This window comes from Mycobacterium sp. IDUB_19 (assembly GCF_055419445.1).
Genome location: NZ_JBVAXR010000002.1, coordinates 36,419 through 55,475, shown reverse-complemented (window position 1 = coordinate 55,475; position 19,057 = coordinate 36,419). Strand labels below are relative to the sequence as shown.

The 19,057-nt window shown below is 66.4% G+C and carries 19 protein-coding genes; 9 read left to right on the top strand and 10 right to left on the bottom strand.

Translation table 11 applies throughout. The annotated features are described in order from the left end of the window. The first annotated feature begins 36 nt into the window (after positions 1–36). Positions 37–1,515 (top strand): aldehyde dehydrogenase, encoded by a 1,479-nt coding sequence (locus ACZY0B_RS02755; RefSeq protein ID WP_463762443.1) that lies wholly within the window; start codon positions 37–39, stop codon positions 1,513–1,515. Here the strand turns inward: ACZY0B_RS02755 and ACZY0B_RS02750 are convergent. From ACZY0B_RS02750 to ACZY0B_RS02725, 6 genes are all read right to left on the bottom strand, one after another. Then, positions 1,510–2,049 (bottom strand): maleylpyruvate isomerase N-terminal domain-containing protein, encoded by a 540-nt coding sequence (locus ACZY0B_RS02750; protein WP_463762442.1) that lies wholly within the window; start codon positions 2,047–2,049, stop codon positions 1,510–1,512. The genes ACZY0B_RS02755 and ACZY0B_RS02750 overlap by 6 nt on opposite strands. Further along, complete coding sequence (locus tag ACZY0B_RS02745) at positions 2,042–2,485, bottom strand: MaoC family dehydratase (protein ID WP_463762441.1); 444 nt, start codon at positions 2,483–2,485, stop codon at positions 2,042–2,044. Before ACZY0B_RS02745 ends, ACZY0B_RS02750 begins: the two co-directional genes overlap by 8 nt. Continuing rightward, the gene (locus tag ACZY0B_RS02740; RefSeq protein WP_463762634.1) at positions 2,482–2,955 is read right to left on the bottom strand and encodes an FAS1-like dehydratase domain-containing protein; all 474 of its coding nucleotides are present in this window, start codon (positions 2,953–2,955) and stop codon (positions 2,482–2,484) included. Before ACZY0B_RS02740 ends, ACZY0B_RS02745 begins: the two co-directional genes overlap by 4 nt. 70 nt (positions 2,956–3,025) lie before the next feature. Then, on the bottom strand, positions 3,026–3,451 hold the full coding sequence (locus tag ACZY0B_RS02735; protein WP_463762440.1) for a nuclear transport factor 2 family protein: 426 nt from the start codon (positions 3,449–3,451) through the stop codon (positions 3,026–3,028). Positions 3,452–3,512: 61 nt separating this feature from the next. Beyond that, positions 3,513–5,099, bottom strand: a complete 1,587-nt coding sequence (locus ACZY0B_RS02730) for an AMP-binding protein (protein WP_463762439.1) — start codon at positions 5,097–5,099, stop codon at positions 3,513–3,515. 10 nt (positions 5,100–5,109) lie between these two features. After that, positions 5,110–6,219 (bottom strand): Rieske 2Fe-2S domain-containing protein, encoded by a 1,110-nt coding sequence (locus ACZY0B_RS02725; protein ID WP_463762438.1) that lies wholly within the window; start codon positions 6,217–6,219, stop codon positions 5,110–5,112. Positions 6,220–6,362: 143 nt separating this feature from the next. Between ACZY0B_RS02725 and ACZY0B_RS02720 the strand changes: the two genes are divergently transcribed. Continuing rightward, complete coding sequence (locus tag ACZY0B_RS02720; RefSeq protein WP_463762437.1) at positions 6,363–7,601, top strand: cytochrome P450; 1,239 nt, start codon at positions 6,363–6,365, stop codon at positions 7,599–7,601. A 1-nt stretch (position 7,602) separates the two neighbouring features. Here ACZY0B_RS02720 and ACZY0B_RS02715 read toward each other — a convergent pair whose 3' ends face one another. From ACZY0B_RS02715 to ACZY0B_RS02705, 3 genes are read right to left on the bottom strand one after another with little or no spacing between them, the layout of a single operon-like run. Continuing rightward, entirely contained in the window at positions 7,603–8,028 is a 426-nt protein-coding gene (locus tag ACZY0B_RS02715; RefSeq protein WP_463762436.1) for a nuclear transport factor 2 family protein, read from the bottom strand. 32 nt (positions 8,029–8,060) lie between these two features. After that, positions 8,061–8,252, bottom strand: a complete 192-nt coding sequence (locus ACZY0B_RS02710) for a ferredoxin (protein WP_463762435.1) — start codon at positions 8,250–8,252, stop codon at positions 8,061–8,063. Between the two features lie 11 nt (positions 8,253–8,263). Further along, positions 8,264–10,663, bottom strand: coding sequence for a CaiB/BaiF CoA-transferase family protein (locus tag ACZY0B_RS02705; protein WP_463762434.1), 2,400 nt, complete (start codon positions 10,661–10,663; stop codon positions 8,264–8,266). A gap of 124 nt (positions 10,664–10,787) precedes the next feature. On the opposite strand from ACZY0B_RS02705, the gene ACZY0B_RS02700 reads away from it, so the two are divergent. Next, positions 10,788–11,609: a FadR/GntR family transcriptional regulator gene (locus tag ACZY0B_RS02700; protein WP_463762433.1), complete on the top strand. Its 822-nt coding sequence runs from the start codon at positions 10,788–10,790 to the stop codon at positions 11,607–11,609. Between the two features lie 17 nt (positions 11,610–11,626). Next, the gene (locus ACZY0B_RS02695; protein WP_463762432.1) at positions 11,627–12,346 is read left to right on the top strand and encodes an SDR family oxidoreductase; all 720 of its coding nucleotides are present in this window, start codon (positions 11,627–11,629) and stop codon (positions 12,344–12,346) included. Here the strand turns inward: ACZY0B_RS02695 and ACZY0B_RS02690 are convergent. Beyond that, positions 12,309–13,193, bottom strand: coding sequence for an LLM class flavin-dependent oxidoreductase (locus tag ACZY0B_RS02690; RefSeq protein ID WP_463762431.1), 885 nt, complete (start codon positions 13,191–13,193; stop codon positions 12,309–12,311). The genes ACZY0B_RS02695 and ACZY0B_RS02690 overlap by 38 nt on opposite strands. 70 nt (positions 13,194–13,263) lie before the next feature. On the opposite strand from ACZY0B_RS02690, the gene ACZY0B_RS02685 reads away from it, so the two are divergent. The 5 genes from ACZY0B_RS02685 to ACZY0B_RS02665 are packed head-to-tail and all read left to right on the top strand — an operon-like array spanning position 13,264 to position 19,040. After that, on the top strand, positions 13,264–14,328 hold the full coding sequence (locus ACZY0B_RS02685; protein ID WP_463762430.1) for an acyl-CoA dehydrogenase family protein: 1,065 nt from the start codon (positions 13,264–13,266) through the stop codon (positions 14,326–14,328). After that, positions 14,325–15,455: an acyl-CoA dehydrogenase family protein gene (locus ACZY0B_RS02680; RefSeq protein WP_463762429.1), complete on the top strand. Its 1,131-nt coding sequence runs from the start codon at positions 14,325–14,327 to the stop codon at positions 15,453–15,455. The genes ACZY0B_RS02685 and ACZY0B_RS02680 overlap by 4 nt, the downstream gene beginning before the upstream one ends. 2 nt (positions 15,456–15,457) lie before the next feature. Then, positions 15,458–16,606: an acyl-CoA dehydrogenase family protein gene (locus ACZY0B_RS02675; protein ID WP_463762428.1), complete on the top strand. Its 1,149-nt coding sequence runs from the start codon at positions 15,458–15,460 to the stop codon at positions 16,604–16,606. Continuing rightward, positions 16,603–17,544: an acyl-CoA dehydrogenase family protein gene (locus ACZY0B_RS02670; RefSeq protein WP_463762427.1), complete on the top strand. Its 942-nt coding sequence runs from the start codon at positions 16,603–16,605 to the stop codon at positions 17,542–17,544. Before ACZY0B_RS02675 ends, ACZY0B_RS02670 begins: the two co-directional genes overlap by 4 nt. Then, positions 17,541–19,040 (top strand): class I adenylate-forming enzyme family protein, encoded by a 1,500-nt coding sequence (locus ACZY0B_RS02665; RefSeq protein ID WP_463762426.1) that lies wholly within the window; start codon positions 17,541–17,543, stop codon positions 19,038–19,040. The genes ACZY0B_RS02670 and ACZY0B_RS02665 overlap by 4 nt, the downstream gene beginning before the upstream one ends. Positions 19,041–19,057 lie beyond the last annotated feature (17 nt).

The following is a 19,057-nucleotide window of genomic DNA, read 5'->3' as shown; positions in this document are numbered from 1 at the left end:
GTCACGACCTCATCCCCTTCGCAAGGAAGTGCCCCGATGACAGAAAAATCCGACCATCGGACCTATGCCGAACTGTTCATCGGGGGGCAGTGGCGCAAGCCCGCCAACCCGAGCCAGCTCGCCGTGATCTCCCCGCATACCGAAGAGCCGATCGGCCACGTCCAAGTCGCCGGGCCCGAGGATGTCGACGCCGCGGTCGCCGCCGCGCGACAGGCTTTCGACCATGGCCCGTGGCCACGGTTGACCCATGCCGAGCGGATGGCCAAGGTTGAAGAGCTCGCCGCGATCTACGGCAACCACGTCAACGAGATGGCCGACCTGATCACCGACGAGATGGGGTCCCCGCGCACTTTCAGCCGGATGGGCCAGGGGGCGGCCGCAGCGGGGCTGATCCACCTCACGCTGGCTGCCGCCCGCGACTTCCCCTGGGCGGAACGCCGCCAAGGTGTGCTCGGCGAAGTGCACCTCCGCCGGGCGCCGGTCGGGGTGGTCGGGGCGATCGTGCCGTGGAACGTGCCGCAATTCCTGATCATGCCCAAGCTCATTCCGGCCCTGATCGCCGGCTGCACGGTCATCATCAAGCCCGCGCCGGAAACACCTTTGGACGCTTTGTGGTTGGCCGAAATGATCGAGCAGATCGGCTTGCCAGAGGGCGTGGTGTCCGTGCTGCCCGGCGGTACCGACGTCGGTGAGGCGCTGGTGCGCCATCCCGGCGTGGACAAGATCTCCTTCACCGGTTCCAGCGCCGTCGGACGCCGCATCGCCACGCTCTGCGGGGAGCAGCTCAAACGGGTGAGCCTGGAACTGGGCGGCAAGTCGGCGGCGATCATCCTGGACGACGCCGATATCTCGAAGACGGTGGCCGGGCTGAAGTCGGCCAGCCTGATGAACAACGGACAGGCATGCGTCGCGCAGACCCGCCTTTTGGTCAGCGAACGACGACACGATGAGTTCGTCGACGCGCTCGCCGAGATGATGTCGGATCTCAACGTCGGAGACCCGACCGACGAGGCGACCGACATCGGGCCTCTGTTCGCTCAACGGCATCAGCGCCAAGTGCAGGAGTACATCCAGTCCGGACAAAGCGAGGGTGCCCGCATCGTGCTCGGTGGCCTCAATACCGCACAAGACAGTCCGGCCGAGCGCGGCTGGTATGTGCGGCCAACGCTTTTCGTCGACGCGACCAACGACATGCGCATCGCCCGCGAGGAGATTTTCGGCCCGGTGTTGACCGTGCTGCGCTATCGCGACGAATCCGACGCGGTCCGGATCGCCAACGAGAGCGACTACGGTCTGGCCGGTTCGGTGTGGACCGCGGACATCGCCCACGGCCTGGACGTCGCCGCCAGTGTGCGCGCGGGCACGTACGGCATCAACATGTACACGCTCGACATCGGCAGTCCATTCGGCGGTTTCAAGCACTCGGGAATCGGCCGCGAGTTCGGGCCGGAAGGCCTCGATGAATATGTCGAGCTGCAGACGGTGATCGCCAAGGGGCAGATGCCGCCGCTATGAGCTAGTGCGCTCCGGCCGCCATGCGGGATCACGGCCAAGGCGCGCAAGGAGTTTGGCCTGCACATCACGGTCGCCACTGACGGTGACCGCAGCATCGAACATTCCCGATGCAACCAGAGCGTCGGGATCGGTCGGCAGGCCGGCGTAGCAGAGCTCGCACCACCGGGTATCCAAGCGATCGTCGGCGCCGACCGCTCGAGCGAGATCCCAGCAGTGCACCAAGACGTCGCGTGTCAGGTTCGGCATCAGCCGGTACGCATCCAGTTGTGTCGCTGCGCGGGATTCAAGAGCCTTTGTCAGCGACTCATAGGTCAACCGCCACCGCACCTGCAGATCGTCTCGCGGTCGGTCGGGCTTTAATCCCATGGGCCGCAAGAGAAGTACGTCATGAAAACCGATAACGTGCTCGAGCACGCCCCGGGCGTCCCAGGCATCGCACGGGGTGCGACGATCCCATTTGCCCTCGGCCGACGCCACCGCCTCGCCGAACCGTCGACACACCGCCAGATGCAGCTCGGCTATGCCGTCATCCACAGCACAACTGCAGGGTGAGCTCGACCGGGCAGCACAGGACGCCATGCTGGTTGGTCACTTCGATCGCGATGTCGACCAGGCAGCGCGGTGGGTCCACCGAGGTGTCGCGCCGCTTGGTCACCGCCCGGCCCCGGCCGATCATCGTGTCGCCGGCATAGATCGAACCGGCCAGGCGCAACGAGCGGCGCACCACCCGGCTGCTCGGGCCGGCCCAGTCGGTGGCGACCCGATCGGCGAATCCGGCCAGGTGCATGGTGTTGAGGTAAATCGTTGGGTTGCCCTGGCTTTGGGCATATTCGGGATCGAAGTGGCCCGGGAAATAGTCCCACGTCGCTCCGGCGTTCTCCACCACCCGCTGGTAGCTGATCTCGTCGACCACTTCCGGTAGCTCGACGGGAACGGTGATCTCGTTCCAGTTCAGATCCGCGCCGGTCACGCCGGCGCTCCTGGCGTGAAGCGGAACAACGTATTCCGTGATCGGGCGACGACGGTCCCGTCCTGACGGCGATAGGTCTCCAGCGTCTCGATGAAATGGCCGACACCCAGCCGGGTCTGCTTTTCCGGTGACACCGACACCAATTCCTCGACGGAGCTGAGTATGTCGCCCTCGACGATGGGGTCTAGAAACTCAACGTCGTTGGCGGCGTTGATGAATGTGGTGCCCGGCAACGGCACCCGCAAGATCAGCGACGCCGCCGGCCGCCGGCCGCCGGGCTCCCATGGCGGAGGTATCAGCCACCCCATCAACAGGCCCGGCGGAGCCAGCAGGCCTCCCCATTGCTCCCGTGCGAATTCCGCATCCCAGTAAGAACGGTTGCCGTCGTGAATCATGGAGGCGAACAACTGAATTCGCGCACCGCTGATGGGCGCCATCGCGGTTCGCGGCTCGCTCGCCGCGCCCACCATCTGCAGCGCGTCCTCGTAGGTGCCGAAGGCTAGCTGATAGCTGAGATCGGAATCCACGTATCGGTGCCGCTCACATGACAAGCGGGTGCCGGCTCGGCACCAGATCCCAGGAGAGATTGCGCGACGTGTAGTACCAACCGCCGCGCTCGTAGATCAGCTCATCCCGGTACGTCCCGGTGGCGCGCAGCGTGGTGTCGCCGTAGGAAGCGGAGTAAAGCACGGCGACACAACGCTGCATCGCGTGGACGCCCTCCACGGCGATCTCGTGATCGACGGTCACCAAGCGTTGCCCATCACCGCCGTCGAATGCGGAACGCAGGTCGGCGAACAATTCGCCTTCGCGAACGAAGCTGGCACCGGAGTGACGAAACGTCGCGATCCAGGTGTCACGGTCGCCGTCCGAGTAGGCGCGATTGTGCCGCGCGTTCAGATTCAAGATCGCGTCGCGGCCGGTCGCAGCTTGCAGGAACTGTTCCTGCTGGTAGGTCATGGTCATTTCTACTCGCCAGCCTCTCCCCGAAGGAAAAAAGAAAAGATCTACGTAACATCGACTTTACTTACCGCTTAACAATATATCCGTATTCTTCTCGATCCCAGACCCCCGATGTCAAACCTTTGGCTCGCAATAAATCTTTACGCACCCGTCCGATAATGTTCTTCGGGAGTTCGTTGACCTGCTCGATGTATCGGGGGACGCAGAAGTACGGCATCCTGGCCGCACAGAAGTCGAGCAACTCTGCGCAGTCCAGTGTGGCGTCGGAGCGCAACGTCACAACCAGCAGAATGTCGTCCTCGCCCAATTCGCTGGGCACCCCGATGACCGCGGCTTCGGCCACCGCGGGATGTTGGGCGACTATGCGTTCCACTTCGACCGAGGAGATGTTCTCACCACGCCTGCGCAGCGAATCCTTGATCCGATCCAGATACGTCAGGTTCTGATCGGCGTCGAGTCGGCCCAGGTCACCGGTGCGGAACCATTCCGGGTGCGGGTCCAGCTGCGCGCCCTGGTCCAGATAGCCTTCGCTCATCACGTGCGGGTGCCTTGGTCGGCAGGCGATCTCCCCGACGGTGCCGGCGGGCAGCGGGTTGCCGTCGTCGTCGACGATGCGCACGTCGAAATTGGGATTCGGCTTGCCCGACGTTCCGGGTACGCCCTCGTCGGCCACGCCCTTGACCGCGATCGGAAAGGCTTCGGTCATCCCGTACATCGTGACAATCCGGCAGCCGTAACGCTTTTCGATGTCGTGGTGGGAACTCGCGTCGATCGGCGCGGCGGAGATGAACCGCAGCGGCAGCTGGGCGTCGCGCGCGTCGGCGGGCAGGTTGTGCAGCATCGACACCATTGCGCCGGCTCCGGCAAAACCGACGGCGCCGTGGGCGCGGATGTCATCCCACACCCGGCCGGGATGGAACGCCTCGGCCAGCACGGTCGTCCCACCCACCAGCATCGGGACCAGCACGCTCGGCGCCGCGCTCAGGTGGAACAACGGCATCGCCGTCCACAACGCCTCCCCCGCCTGCAACTTCCAGGCCGACGCGACGGTCGCGGCGACCGAGAACAGGTAATTCCAGCTCGCGGCAACGGCTTTCGACGGCCCGGTGGTGCCCGACGTGTAGAACAGCGCCCCCACCTCGTCGGCGTCCGCGGGGTCGTCGGCCCCGCTGCGGCCACCTTCGTGCACGAGCCGGCGGCGCAGCGAATCGTCTTGCACCACAATGTCGGTCACCGTGTCCAACCGGTCGGCAACCTCGTCGACGCGGGGCCGGCGCTCGGCGTCGGTGAGAATCACCTTGGCCCGCGACAGCCGCAGGGTGTGCAGCAGGAAGTCTCCCTTGTTCGCGGCGTTTACCGCCGCGCTCACGGCTCCGATGCGTGCCGCGCCAAGCCAGAAGTAAACCCATTCCGGGCAGGTGCCGGTGAACAGGGCCACGCCATCGCCGCGGCCCACACCCAACGACGCCAGCAGATCGGCCGCCGCGCAGGAGCGCAGCCGCATCTGCTCGAACGTCACCTCGGTGCCGGCGATCGACATCATCACCCGGTCGGGGTACTCCTGGGCCCGGCGATCCAGCACCGCCGAGACGGTGAAACTGTCCACGCCGAAATCGGAGGGCCCGAGGGGCTTACTCCGAACCGAATGCATCAGGCGCCACTTAGGCTTTCGCGGCAGCCGGGTCGGGCTCGCCTTCGGCGGTGTATCCGAAGTCGATAGCCGAGGGCTCCTCGCCCGGGTAGAAACGGTGCGCCCAGCGGCGCAGCGCCGCATAGTCGTGCGCCTCTTCGGGAGCCAGGTTCGGCTTCTCCAGGTACTTCATGTTCTCCCAGGTGAAGAAGTCCTGTTTGATGACCTGTTGCTGCAGGTCCAGGAACTTGGCGGCGCGCCCGGTGGGCACGTCGCCAGTGTCGCCCGGCTCGCGGATCGACGCCTGGGTATAGAAGTAGTCGGTGTAGTCCTCGTCGACCGGTGTTTGCCCGGTGACCTCGATCGTCGCCACCAGGTCACTCGGGAAGCGGACGAGCCCCAGCCCAAGCGAGTAGTTGTCGTAGATGATCTTCGCGTCGACCGGCCCGTTCGGCGTCAGCCACGTCTTGGCCCGGCCCCCACCGAAGTGGGCGTTGACGGTGGCGTGCAGGTGATATCCCGCTACCTCGAACGACGCCGTATTGGCGGGGTTGGCGGCCTTGTGCACGTATTGCACGTGGTAGGGGTCGGCCGCGTTCTCGATGATCATCTGCGCGTGCACCTTGACCCGGTTGAGCATCCGGCTGTGCGGGTGCAGCGGGTAGTACTCGCCGGTTTCCAGTTCCGGCAGCGCCGGCGGCTGCCAGTACGGCGCACGCCCGTGGCGTTCGTGCCAGACCAGGATGAAGCCGTACCACTCCATGCAGGGATAGGTGCGGATCCGGACGTTGTTCTTGCAGCCGATCTTGCTGTACGGGATCAACGCGTTGGTGCCGTCACCACGCCACTGCCAGCCGTGCCAGGGGCAGACGACGTTCTCGTCTTCGACCGTGCCACCGACGCCCATGTTGGCGCCGAGGTGCTGGCAGTACGCGTCCAGCACGTTGACCTTGCCGGAAGCGGTGCGGAACAGCACCAGCTCCTCACCGAAGTAATGCAGGCGCTTGACGTCGCCGGGCGCCACGTCGCTGGCGAAGGCGACGATGAACCACCCCGTCGGGAACCGATAGGTGGACAGCGCAATGCCGGACTGTCCGAACTCACGTTCCGACGGGTCGGACTCTGAAATCGTATTCGTCACGAGAACTCCGTTTCCCACGCGGCTGGGCCGCTCTTACTTCACCGCGTTTCGACGACTAAAGTCTATTTTTACTATTTTAAGCATAGAACGTCAACGCGGGACCAGCCGGTAGCCGCGTGGTGGGAGAGCGAGCGGGGTTGCGCATGACTGCTGCTGCGGTGGACCTATCCGATTTCGCCTTGTGGCGTAACGGTTTTCCCGATGAATTGTTCGCCGAGTTGCGGCGCACCAGGCCACTTTTCCGACACGGCCTCACGCCGGGCGTGGCACAGACCGTGCACCGTGATTTCTGGGTGGCGACCAAACACCGGCACGCGGTGCGCCTGCATCGCGACACCGAGTCGTTCACCGCTGCCGACGGCCCGCTCATTCAGCCGGTCGCCATGTTCTCGTCGTACCCAACCATCATCACGTTGGACCCGCCGGACCTGAACAAGCGCCGCAAACTGATTTCCAACGCTTTCAACCCGCGTGCCATCGCCAAACTCGAAGACGGCATCCGGGCGCGTGCGGCGCGGATGATCGACGCGCTGCTCGCCGAGGGCGGCGGAGATTGGATCGACGACGTCGCCGACGCGTTGCCGATGACGGTGATCGGCGACATCATCGGCATCCCGGACGAGGACCGGCCGCGAATATTCGACATCTTCGACCGCATCCTCAAGGCGCTTGCGCCCGAGGCGAGCCCGAGCGGGCAGGTGGAACTCGAGCTCTTTGCCTCGGTCTTCGGGTACGCGATGGAGCTCACCGCCGACAAGCGGGGCGATCCCACCGACGACATCTGGAGCACGCTGGCGTCCGCGGTGATCACCGGGGACGACGGCGAGCAGTTCAGCCTGCCCGAAAACGAGCTGGAGTTCTTCTTCTTCGTCCTGGCGTTCGCCGGCAGTGACACCACCAAGAACGCACTGGCCATGGGGCTGCAGGCGTTCGTCGCGAACCCAGAGCAGATCGAACGCTATCGCGAGGATGAAGCGCTGCGGCCCGGCGCCGTCGAGGAGGTGCTGCGCTGGGCGTCACCGGTGGCGTACTGGACGCGCACCGCGAAGGTCGACGTGGAGATGGACGGCCAGCACATTCCCGCGGGCGACCGGGTGGTGTCGATGCTGCGTTCGGCCAACCGCGACGAGGAGGTCTTCGAGTCCCCGTTCACCTTTGACATCGGTCGGCAGCCCAACCCGCATGTCGCTTTCGGCGGCGGCGGCCCGCACCACTGCCTGGGTGCGATGCTGGCGCGCGCGGAGCTGCGGGCGGTGCTCGACGAGCTGCTGCTGCGCTGCGATCGCATCGAAATCGGGCCGGCCAAGGTGTCGTATCCGAACCTGACCACCAACATGTCGATCTATGACGAGATGGCGATCTCGGTGGCCGAGCGACGCTGAATCAGTAGGGGGCCGGCCCGTCGCCGAACGCGGCGAACACCGCCAGCGGATCCAGGTAATCGCGCCAGTGCACGATCTTTCGGCCCTCGATCGTGATAACCGAGACGAATCGGTTGACGTACGGCGCGCCCGTGCTCACCACCGTGCCGTGCATCGTGTACTCGAGAACCACCGTGGACTTCTCGGGGTCGTAGTAGCGGTGCACGTCGCTGCTGTGGCTCTGGACGATCGAATCCCCGTAATCGGCATACAGTTCGGCCAGCGTCCCTCGCCCGACGATTCGCCTCGGGTAGGTCGGGACGGTGATGATGAACTCGACCACCACATTCTCGGCGTGGATATCGAAAAAGTCGGTCCCATCGACCAAACCGTCGAGGGACCCGACGACAAGCTCGAAGTAGGGCCGCATTGCGGCGTACTTCGCCATGTCTCGCGATGACATGGATGCCTCGGAATTTCTCAGTCCTGCAACCGCAGTGCGGCTTTCGGGCACTGCTCCACCGCGGCGCGGACGTCGATTTCCCGATCTGGCGGAACCGGGCCGTCCGCGATCTGCACCACATCCTCGTCGCCCAGTTCGAACACGTCCGGGGCGAGCGATTCACAAAAGCCGTTGGCCTCACACAAGTTCTCGTCGACGGTCACGCGCATCAGATGCCTCCTCATAGACCCTTGGGACGGGTTCCGATCACCCCGCTGGCCGCGAGGTTCGTCAATTCTTGGTCGGTCAGCCCCAACCGATCGCGCAGTACTTCCCCATTGTGCTCGCCCAGCAGCGGCGGCGGGCGCAACAGCCAGCGGTCCTGGCCGGACAGGGATGCGAACGGCGGGCACGGATACATCGCTGACCCGATGCTCGAATGTTGCAACGTCTCGAAGAAACCCCGGTCGCGCAGCTGGGGGTTCTCGGTCACCAGCGACGGCGAGACTACGGGAGCGGCGGGCACCCCCGCGCCGGCCAGCCGCTCCACCGTTGATTCCAGTGGCTGCTCGGCGAACCATTCCTGCAGCCGGTGATCGATGTCGTCGGCTCGTTCGCGCCGGCCGTCGGCCGTGGCCAAACCCCGGTCGCACCAGGCCGGCCGCCCAATCAGGTCGACGAGTGCACGCCACTGCTGGTCGTCGCGCACGGTGATCGCGATCCAATCGTCTTTTTCTGGCGCCCCGGCACATCGGTAGATGTTCTGGATCAACCCACCGTGACCGCGATTGCCGCGGCGGCTCAACGTCGTTCCGAAGACCTCCGATTCGATCGCCTGTATCGCGGTGGCGTTCAGCACCGTTTCGAGCATCGGCAGCTCGACCTGCTGACCGGTTCCGGTGCGTTCGGTGAAGTTCAGCGCGGCCAGCACGGCGAACGCGGCGTGCACCCCGGCCAGCGGATCGCAGGCTCCACGCGGCGTCACCGGCGGGGCATCCGGCAGTCCGGTCACCCAGGCCAGTCCGGCAAGCTGCTCCATGGTGGGGGCGAACCCGACCCGTTCGCGCCACGGGCCGTCGAGCCCGAACGCGGGCATGCGGGCGACGACGAGTTCGGGATTGACCTCGAGCAGCACATCGGCGGTCAGCCCGAACTGGTCCATCACGCGCGGTGAGAAGTTCTCGATCACCACATCGGCGTCGGCCGCCAGCTTCTTGAACAGGCGGCGCCCCTCCTCGGAGCCCAAATCCAGTGTGACCGAACGCTTGTTGGTGTTCATCGCGTGGAAAACCCAGCCGTACTCCCACCAGTCGTCCACGTCTTTGCGCATACCGCCGGAGTACCGAATGCCGTCGGGGCGCTGGATCGACTCCACCTTGATCACCTCCGCGCCGAACGCCGCCAGGAGGTGGGTTGCCGCCGGCCCGGCCCAGAAGGCGGTCAGATCGACGATCCGGACGCCTTCCAGCGGGCGCGCTCGCGGCACCGGATCGCCTTCGGGTTTGCTTGTGCGCCAGGGCGACTCGTCGTTGTCCGCACCCGGGCCGGTGGTGTCGCCGACCGGAGCCGCCGCGCACTCCGACATCAGCCACGGCGGACGGGGCTGGTGAAAGCCGGCGGGGTTTTCCACGAATACCCCACGCTCGGTGACGTATTCCACCTCGCGGATGGTGGCGCCGTTGCCCAGCGACGCGATCGGCAGCCGGAACAGCTGCCCGAGCTCGACGATCTCCGCGACGGTCCGTTCGGCCAGCCACGGGCCGATCTGCTCGCGGATCAGGTCGCGGTAGCCCCAGCGGCCGATCTGAAAACGCAGCTGCTCAATCTCTTCGAGCTGCGGGCACTCGACCATCGCCAAAAAGTCGAGCCATTGCTGGCCGGTGACCATCGTGATCCCGACGTAGCCGTCCTTGGCCGGCTCGATCGAAGGGACTTCGGTGGTGCGGCTGACCGGCGGCACCCGCAGCAACTGCGAATGCAGCCATTCGCTGCTCTGCATCAACGTCATCGCCTCGAGCATGGACAGGTCGAGATGCTCGCCGGGACCGCCGTGCTCGACGCGGCGGCGCACGGCCAGCGCACCGAACGCGGCGAACACACCACCCATGTACTCCCCCAGGTCGCCGCCGATCGAAATCGGGGGCCCGGCCGGATCACCGCGGAAACCGGGCGAGCCCGCCCAGGCCTGCAAGGTGAACTCGCTGGCGGCGCGATCTGCATACGGTCCGGTCCAGCCGAAGTCGGAGATCGTGACGACGACCGCCCGCGGCGAGTCGGCCAGCAGCTGACGCGGATCGATGCCCAGCGCGGCGGCACGCGACGGGCCGGCGGTGAGGATGATCACGTCGGCGCCCGCCAATTCGGCCCGCAGCCGCTCGGAGTCGGGCGCGAAGGTCATGCTGCGTTTGCCGGCGTTGAGGTAGCTGTAAAACGGCGACGCCTGGCCATCCGGCACCGGCGAACAGCTCGCGGAGTAACGCCGCAGCCAATCTCCTTGCGGCGGTTCGATTTTGCGCACCTGCGCTCCGGCGTCGACCAGCAACTTCCCGCAGTAGCTGCCAGCTATCCGGTCGCTGATCTCGACGACACGCAACTCGTGCAGCGGTGTCGGACGGTCATCAGACCCCTGGCTCAATTGCATCCGTCCTTCCGATCGACACGCGACCAGAGATGCTATTTATATCATTACTGCTAAAATAGCTAAGCCAGCCGAGTGCGCGCGCAACATGCCGCGCCACTCTCCCCGATGCTCCTGCGAGGATTGGATGACCGCCCTGGGAATTGGTCCCGATGCCCGTCGCCGGTTGTCGGCGCCGAGGATCGCCGAAATCGTAGCCGACGAATTGCGCCGGCAAATTATCGACGGCGAGCTTGCCGACGGCGATTTGTTGCCGCGACAGGAAGTGCTGGTCGAACAGTTCAACGTCAGTCTGGTCTCGTTGCGAGAAGCCCTGCGCATCCTGGAAACCGAGGGGCTGGTCTCGGTACGACGGGGTAACCGTGGCGGCGCCGTCGTGCATGCACCGGCCAAGACCAGTGCGGCCTACATGCTGGGGCTGTTGCTGCAGAGCGAGTCCGTTGAGGTCGCCGACCTGGGCATGGCTTTGCAGGAACTCGAGCCCGCCTGCGCCGCATTGGCGGCCCAGCGGCCGGACCGGGCGGACACCCTCGTTCCGGAACTCAAGCAGGTCAACGACTCCATGGCCGAGAACCTCGAGGACGGCCGGCTGTTCACCGAAATCGGCCGTGAATTCCACGATCTCATCGTGCAGGGGTGCGGAAATCACACCATCATCGCCGTCGTCGGCAGTCTCGAGACACTGTGGGGCAGCCACGAACGCCAGTGGGCCGACGAGAGCGCGGCGCGTGGTACCTATCCGTCACTGACCCAGCGACGCGCGGTCCTCAACACTCATACCAAGCTGGCCGAGACCATTGCGGAGGGCGACGTCGACCGGGCTCGGCGCATCGCGGGTCGTCACCTCGCCGACACACAGACCTATGTGCTGGCCGGTCGGCCCACGCAACGGATCTATGCACTTTCGCCGCAGGCGTTGTCACGCCCGCGGGATCTCCGGCACTCCTGAGGGAGCCTCACATCGCCATGCGAACCGCGTTGGTCACCGGCGGCAGCGGCGGCATCGGGATGGGATGCGCCCGCAAGCTGGCCGAGCTGGGTTATGACGTCGTGCTGGTAGCCCGGCGCGAGGGCCCATTACGCGCGGCCGCCGAGGAGATCGGGGCCCGTCACATCGTGGCCGACGCATCCGATCCGCACGGATTCGCCGCTGCGATAAGCATTTTGGAATCGATCGACCTGGTCGTCCACGCCGCGGGCACGCTGGGCGGAACCTATGCGCGCAAGCAGACCTTCGAGCAGTGGCAGACCATCATCTCGGCCAACCTGGATTCGTGCTTCGTGGTGACCTCCGCGGTGCTGCCGCGGATGCGCGCCGGCTCACGCTTCGTGTTCATCTCGTCGTCGGCGGCGCACGAGCCGATGATGGCCCGCACCGCCTACTCCGCGTCGAAAGCCGGCATGAACGCGTTCGCCCGGGCCTTGGCGCTCGAAGTCGATCGGGACGGTATCGCGGTGCACATCGTGACGCCGGGCCCGGTGGAAACCGAGATGCTGCAGGACGTTCCCTTCGAGATGTATGCGATTCGGATCTCCGACGTGGCCGCGGCGGTCGCCTGGTTGGACACCGTGGACCCGTCGGTCGATCTGCCGGAGATCCGGCTTTCCGCGGTGCAGCGGGGTCCGTATGCCCGACCGCCGGTCGTCCCTAACGAAGCCCGCCGCCGGCGCCAGGGAACGTCTTGATCACCGTCTCGCCGAACTCGTGCAGGGATTCCGGCTTCGCGAAATCGGCGAACCACACGTAGCAGCGCTCGACACCCTGGGCGGCCAGACCCGCAAAGTGCTGGGTCAGCTCGTCGGCGTCGCCGCACACCAGCCCGGGCCCGAGGTTGCCGAATCGGCGCGTGCTCATCTCGCGCACGGCGTCGGGGTCGTCACCCGACCGGGCGAAGCCGATCATCTGTTGAACCGAAATGCGGGCGCTTCCCGCCGTTGCGGCCAGCTTGGGCAACCGGTCGAGGTGGTTGGCCTGCAGGTTCCACCAATCCGCGTAATTGCGAACGAGTTCCATCATGCGCGGTCCGCTGCCACCCAGAACCAGCGGTATCGGATGGTTGCGTCTCGGTAACTGAACCGCGCCGTCCTCGTCGCTGGCCTCTTTGGTTTCATCGCCCCAGTACTGCCTGATCAGGGCCAGGTGACGGCCGAGCTGCCGGACGCGGGCCACCGGATCCTGCTGACCGACATCAAATCTGGCGAATTCCGCGGGCCAGGATCCTGAGCCGAGGCCCAGATCGAATCTGCCGCCGGACGCTTCGGACAGGGTGACAGCTTGTTTGGCGAGCACGGCGGGATGCCGAAAGGCGTCGCACAGCACCAAATGACCGATCCGCAGCCGCTCGGTCTTGGCTGCCACCCAGTTGGCGACGGCCATTGCCTCCCAGATGCTTTCGCCGGGCAACCCGGGAGCCTCGAGGTGATCGATGAAGGCCATGCCGTCGAAGCCACTGGCCTCGGCATGGCGGGCCCGCTCCGTGATATCGCCCACCGACAGCCGCACTTGCGGCAGGAACAGATACCACTCCACCATGCGCCCACCTATGCTCGTGCCGATTGCAACCGGGTCGCTAGTTTACTATCTTTATTATGTTAGGGGTCTTATGGATGTCGGACTGACTTCGGATCAGTTGTCGCTGCGCGACACCGTGCGCGACATCTTGCGCACCGAATGTCCTCCCGATGCCGCCCGCCAGGCCCTGACGGATCCGGAGCGCTGGCGCGCTGTGTGGAAGACGGTAGTCGACCTCGGTTGGACCGAACTGGCCGCACCCGGTGTCGGCGACTACGGGCCCGTCGAACTGGCCGTGGTTCTCGAGGAGTGCGGCGCGGCCCTCGCGCCGATTCCGTTGCTCAGCAGCGTCGGGCTGGCCGCGGGTGTCCTGCGCGCGGCCGGGCTGGACTCGTTGCTCACCGAGATCGCCGGTGGCGCCGTTGCCACGTTGGCGGTGCACGCCAAGGGATCTCGGACGGCCGGCGCGCCGATGACGCTGCGCCACGGACGGGTGCGCGGTCGCGCGGTCGCGGTCCCCAATGTGTCTCGGGCAGAGCTGATCGTGGCGCTGGCCAAATCCATCGACGGGTACGTCGCCGTCGTCGTCCGCGGCGGCGACGGCGTGACGATCATTGCGGGCGAGTCGACCGATCCTGCCCAACCGGTGGCCGACGTCGAGATCGACGCCGAGCCCGTGGCCTCCGCACCGGTCAACCTTGAATCGGCGCTGACGGCACCGTTGGTCGCCGTCGCCGCGGATCTGGTCGGAGTGGCCGGCGCCGCCCTGCACCGCTCCGTCGAGCACGCCAAGGCACGCCGTCAGTTCGGCACGGCGATCGGGGCATTCCAGGGAATCAAGCACGCGCTGGCCGACAACTACGTCGGCGTGGAGCGCGCCCGCAGCCTCACCTATGTTGCCGCGGCCCGCCTCGCCGATCCGGGCACCGCACCCGCGGATGCCTGGACCGCCGCGGCGCTGGCCAAGGCGGCGGCCGGCGACGCCGCGGCCGGCTGTGCGCGCACCGCGGTCCAGGTGCACGGCGCGCTCGCGCAGACCTGGGAGCACGACATGCACCTCTACGTCCGGCACGCCTGGCAGGGCGCGGCGCTGTTGGGAGACAGTCGCGCGCTCTACCACGAGGTGGGCTGCCGCTTCGCCGGAGGCGCCGCATGACCAGCGCCACGACTCCATCCGAGGCCGTCGCCGAGTTCATCGACTGGTTGGCGGCGTTCCTGCCGAACGACTACTACGAGAACTACCGCCAATATCGCTGGGATATCCCGCTGCGCCGCGACTATCAGCGGGCCGCATTCGAGGGCGGGTGGCTTCAGCCCACCTGGCCCCGCGAGCATGGCGGCCGATCGTTGGGCCTGCGCGACGCGATGGAGATCCGGATCGAGGGCGCGCTGCGGTCGGCGCCCAAGCTGCCCAACATTCAGGGCCCAGGCGTCGCCGCACCCGGCATCCGGCAGTTCGGCACACCCGAACAGATCGAGCGCCTGCTGGTGCCGCTGCTGCGCGGCGATGAGTGGTGGGCGCTGGGCATGTCCGAGCCGGAGGCCGGGTCGGATTTCGCCGGCCTGCGCACCCGCGCCGAGCGCGACGGAGACGCCTTCCGGGTCAACGGTCACAAGATCTGGACCACCCAGGCCCACGAATCGCGATGGTGCACGTTGTATGCACGCACCGATCCGGATGCGCCGAAACATCGTGGCATCTCGTGTTTGATCCTCGACCTGCACTCCCCCGGCGTGCGCATCGAACCCATCCGGATGTCGTCGATCTCCGACGAGACGTTCTGCGAGGTCTTCCTCGACGACGTCGAAATCCCCGTCGAAAACCTGCTGGGGCCGGTGAACGGCGGCTGGAACGTCGCGCTGTCGTCGCTGCACCACGAACGCCAGATGATCTGGATCATGAACTGGGTCGAAATCAAACGCGGACTCGACGCCGTGCGCAACGCAAGTAAGGGTGCCCCCGACGGCGGCCAGGATCTGTGCGCCGAGCTGGGATCGTTGCTTGCCGACGCCGAGGCGCTGCGGGCCACCGGATATCGCGCGCTGGCCAACGAACTGGCCGGCCGGCCCAGCCCGGAAGCCGACACTATGAAGCTACTCGGATCGGTTACCTTGCAAAGGGTTTGGGAACTCGCGGCCGCCGCCGAAGGACCGCACTCGGCCAGCGACCCGGATCTGCTGTTCGAACGCCAGGACGCGCTCGCCGCCACCATCTACGGCGGAACGTCGGAGGTGCAGCGCAACATCATCGCCGAGCGACTGCTCGGGCTGCCGAAGGGATGACGATGGACTACGACCTCGGTGACGACGCCGTCGAACTGCGACACCGCCTGCGGGAGTTGATCGCCCACCATGTCCCGCCCGATTTCCTCGGCGCCTGCACGGAGGATCCGCAAGACCTGGCCACCACCGAGACGTTCTGCAAGCTGCTGGCCTCCGAGGGATTGCTGGCGCTGGCCTGGCCGAAAGAGCATGGCGGCGGCGGTGGTTCGGTGTGGCAGCAGACGGTGCTGCGCGAGGAGATGTGGGCCCAGCACGAGCCCCGTGGTCCGCAATACATGGGGATCAACTGGGTCGGCCCGGCATTGATGCGTTACGGCACCGCCGAGCAGAAGGCCAAGCACCTGGCGGCCATTGCCTCCGGTGATGTGATCTGGTGCCAAGGCTTTTCCGAGCCGGAAGCCGGGTCGGATCTCGTGTCGTTGCGCACCCGAGCCGTGCCGGACGGGGATGGTTGGCGGATCACCGGCCAGAAGGTGTGGACGTCGTATGCGCAGATGGCGTCATGGTGCGTGCTTGCGACGTGCACCGACCCCGATGCCCCAAAACACAAGCGGCTCACGCTTTTTCTGATCCCGATGGACCGGGCCGGTTTCACGGTGCGGGGAATCCCGTCGATGCTGGGGCCGCATCACCTCAACGAGATGTTCCTGGACGATGTGCAGGCGTTCCCGGGTGATGTTCTCGGCGAGCCGGGTGACGGCTGGCGGGTGATGCGCGAAGCGCTCGCGTTCGAGCGCGTGGGTATCGCGCGCTACGCGCGTTGCGAGTCGCTGCTGCATCGAATCCAGAACGAGCTCGGCGACCAGTGGGACCAGCTGCCCGAATCGCTGCGGGCTCGGTGGGTTCGCGCACTTGTCGATTTACGGGTAGCCAGGCTGCTGGCCTACCGCGCCGTGTCGCTGCAGGACGACCCGTCGGCGGGTGCGGCGGCCAGCGCCGCCCGCATCGCGACCACCACCTGCGATCAGCAGGTGGCCGAGCTGCTTTTCGACGTGCTGGGCCCGGTCGCGCTGGACAGCGGCGCGTCGGCGGCACTGCACGGGGCGGTCGAAGACCATTGGCGCTATGCGCAAGCGGCCACCGTGGCATCGGGCACCATCGAGGTGCAGCGCATGCTGGTGGCACGAGAAGCTCTGGGAGGAAGCCGGTGAAAACCGCACTGCCACAAGATATTAGCGACTTCGCGGCGGTCGCCGCCAAGCGGTTCGATCGGCTGGGCGGCCCGCAGGCCGCGCTGCGGGCCGAGACCGACGACAGCGTTCGGGACGCGGCGCGCACCGCGCTGGGCGAACTCGGCGCGTTCGAGCTCGATATTCGGTCCGGCCCCGACGACCTGCTGGCCGCGGCGGTGCTCTGCCAAACCGCCGGTGCGCACGCGCTGCCTTATCCCCTCGTCGAGGAACTACTGGCCATCGACGGCGCCCGGCTGGCCCTGGTCAATCCCGAGGCACCGCGCATCGACCACGGCGATCTGCCCGGCGACTGGATCGCCGCGGACCTCGATGGCAACCGGTACCAGCTGCAGCTGGCATCGCGAACGAACGCCAAACTGGGGCCCTTCCTGGTGCCGGCCTCGTTGAGCGCACCCGACGGGACAGTTCCGGACCGCGACGTTAATCTTCATCTCGTGCTGGGATCATGGCGGATTCTGGGAGCAATGCAGCGCTCGCTGCAGATCGTCACCGACCACGTGCAGGCCCGGATCCAGTTCGGCAAACCGCTGGCCGACTTCCAGGCCGTCCGGTTCGCCGTCGCGGATGCCTCGGTCGCGGTCCGCGGACTGCACGAGCTCGCGAAATACACCATTTGCCGCCCGGAATCGCTGCCGGTGCAGGTGCATTCCGCCGACGCGCTGGTGCTCAGGTTCAAAGCCACCGACACCGCACGGCAAGTGCTGCGTGCCTCACACCAGCTGCTCGGCGCGCTGGGCTTCTGCGACGAGTCCGACGTCAGCGTGCTCGACCGGCACACCCAGCCGCTGATCCGGTTGCCGCTGGGCGCCGAGGCGCTCGGGCTGCGGCTGATCTCCGACGTCCGCGACGGCTCCCTGGAGACCCTGTTCAGCGAGCCGGTGTCGGAGCCTGCATGACGACCGAGTCCGCGACTGCCGGTGCGACGCCCAACCCGCTGGACGACGGCATCCCATTCGGAACCAAACTGCAAGAGCTCGCCCGCGAGCACCCTGACAAGACCGGGGTCACCGTCGTCGCCCTCGACGGCACCGCCCAGAGCCTGACCTTCGGCGAACTCGACGCCCGCGCCAACCAATGGGGACGGGCGCTGGCCGCCAGCGGTGCGCAAACGGGTTCTCTTGTCGCGCTTGCCATCCCGAACTCTCAACACCTCATGCTGGCCACGCTGGGGTGTTGGAAGATCGGCGCGGTTCCCGTTCCTATGCACTGGGACCTGCCCGACTGGGAACGAAACCGGGTGCGTGAGGTGATCGACCCCGCCGTCGTCGTCGATGAGAACACCCGCTGGGCGTTGGATGCTCGTGCCGCCGGCGAGTCCACCAGCCCCCTGCCCGCGGCCATCTCCCCCAATGCCAACGGAATCTGCAGCAGTGGGTCGACCGGCGTACCCAAGGTGATCCTCAGCTTGGCGCCGTCGGTCTGGACTCCGCAGCACGGCGAGCCGTTCTTGTCGAACTGGACACCGGTGGCGCAGCCACAGACCATCATGGTGCCCGCACCGATGTATCACACCAACGGCTTCGCCACCTTCTTCTTCCTGCTGGCCGGTGACCACCTGGTCGTGCTTGAAAAGTTCGACGCTGCACTGGTTTTAGACGTGATCGAACGCTTTGAGATCACCAACTTCACGGCCACCCCCACGATGCTGGCGCGCATCGCGGCCCGGCCCGACGTCCGGCAGCGGGACTTGTCCAGCATCGTTTTCATCCTGCAGGGCGCCGCGGTGATGCCGCCGTCGCTGATGCACACCTGGTGCGAGCTGCTCAGCCCGGAGCGGATCGTGACGGCGTACGGCATGACGGAGAACCTCGGGCTCACCGCGTTGCGCGGCGACGAGTGGCTGGCTCACCCGGGCAGTGTCGGCCGCGGCTTCCGGGACACCGAGATCCGGATTCTCGACGCCGGCTACAGACCGCTTGGACCCGGTGAACACGGCGAGATCTACCTGCGCGCACCGATGAGCGCGGGATCCCGCTATCTGGGCGGCGCGCCGCCGCTACCGTCGACCGACGACGGCTTCCGTTCCGCCGGTGACATCGGGTACCTGGACGAGGACGGCTTCCTCTATATCGTCGACCGCCGCGCCGACATGATCGTCAGCGGCGGTGCCAATGTCTTTCCCGCCGAAGTAGAGTCCGCACTTGCGGGCCACCCCGGCATCGCCGACGTCGTCGTCATCGGACTCACCGACTCGCAGTGGGGACGCCGGGTGCACGCGGTGGTTCAGCTCGCAGAGGGTGCGCCGCTCACCGAACAACAGGTGATCGACTACGCCAAGAGTCGCCTGGCGCACTACAAGGCTCCCAAGACCGTCGAGTTCGTCGAGGCGATTCCCCGCACGGCGGCGACCAAGGTCAATCGCTCGGCGATGATCGCCGCCCGCGAAGGGTGAGGGTCGCGGCTAGATGT

Bases quoted from the DNA above. Each gene is read 5' to 3' on its own strand.
- ACZY0B_RS02690 (WP_463762431.1), bottom strand. From the start codon at position 13,193: ATGGTGGAGTGGTATCTGTTCCTGCCGCAAGTGCGGCTGTCGGTGGGC.
- ACZY0B_RS02710 (WP_463762435.1), bottom strand. From the start codon at position 8,252: ATGCGCGTGACCGTCGACGAGAACTTGTGTGAGGCCAACGGCTTTTGT.
- ACZY0B_RS02665 (WP_463762426.1), top strand. From the start codon at position 17,541: ATGACGACCGAGTCCGCGACTGCCGGTGCGACGCCCAACCCGCTGGAC.
- ACZY0B_RS02700 (WP_463762433.1), top strand. From the start codon at position 10,788: ATGACCGCCCTGGGAATTGGTCCCGATGCCCGTCGCCGGTTGTCGGCG.
- ACZY0B_RS02755 (WP_463762443.1), top strand. From the start codon at position 37: ATGACAGAAAAATCCGACCATCGGACCTATGCCGAACTGTTCATCGGG.
- ACZY0B_RS02695 (WP_463762432.1), top strand. From the start codon at position 11,627: ATGCGAACCGCGTTGGTCACCGGCGGCAGCGGCGGCATCGGGATGGGA.
- ACZY0B_RS02685 (WP_463762430.1), top strand. From the start codon at position 13,264: ATGGATGTCGGACTGACTTCGGATCAGTTGTCGCTGCGCGACACCGTG.
- ACZY0B_RS02705 (WP_463762434.1), bottom strand. From the start codon at position 10,663: ATGCAATTGAGCCAGGGGTCTGATGACCGTCCGACACCGCTGCACGAG.
- ACZY0B_RS02715 (WP_463762436.1), bottom strand. From the start codon at position 8,028: ATGGCGAAGTACGCCGCAATGCGGCCCTACTTCGAGCTTGTCGTCGGG.
- ACZY0B_RS02730 (WP_463762439.1), bottom strand. From the start codon at position 5,099: ATGCATTCGGTTCGGAGTAAGCCCCTCGGGCCCTCCGATTTCGGCGTG.
- ACZY0B_RS02735 (WP_463762440.1), bottom strand. From the start codon at position 3,451: ATGACCATGACCTACCAGCAGGAACAGTTCCTGCAAGCTGCGACCGGC.
- ACZY0B_RS02680 (WP_463762429.1), top strand. From the start codon at position 14,325: ATGACCAGCGCCACGACTCCATCCGAGGCCGTCGCCGAGTTCATCGAC.
- ACZY0B_RS02740 (WP_463762634.1), bottom strand. From the start codon at position 2,955: ATGGTGGGCGCGGCGAGCGAGCCGCGAACCGCGATGGCGCCCATCAGC.
- ACZY0B_RS02675 (WP_463762428.1), top strand. From the start codon at position 15,458: ATGGACTACGACCTCGGTGACGACGCCGTCGAACTGCGACACCGCCTG.
- ACZY0B_RS02720 (WP_463762437.1), top strand. From the start codon at position 6,363: ATGACTGCTGCTGCGGTGGACCTATCCGATTTCGCCTTGTGGCGTAAC.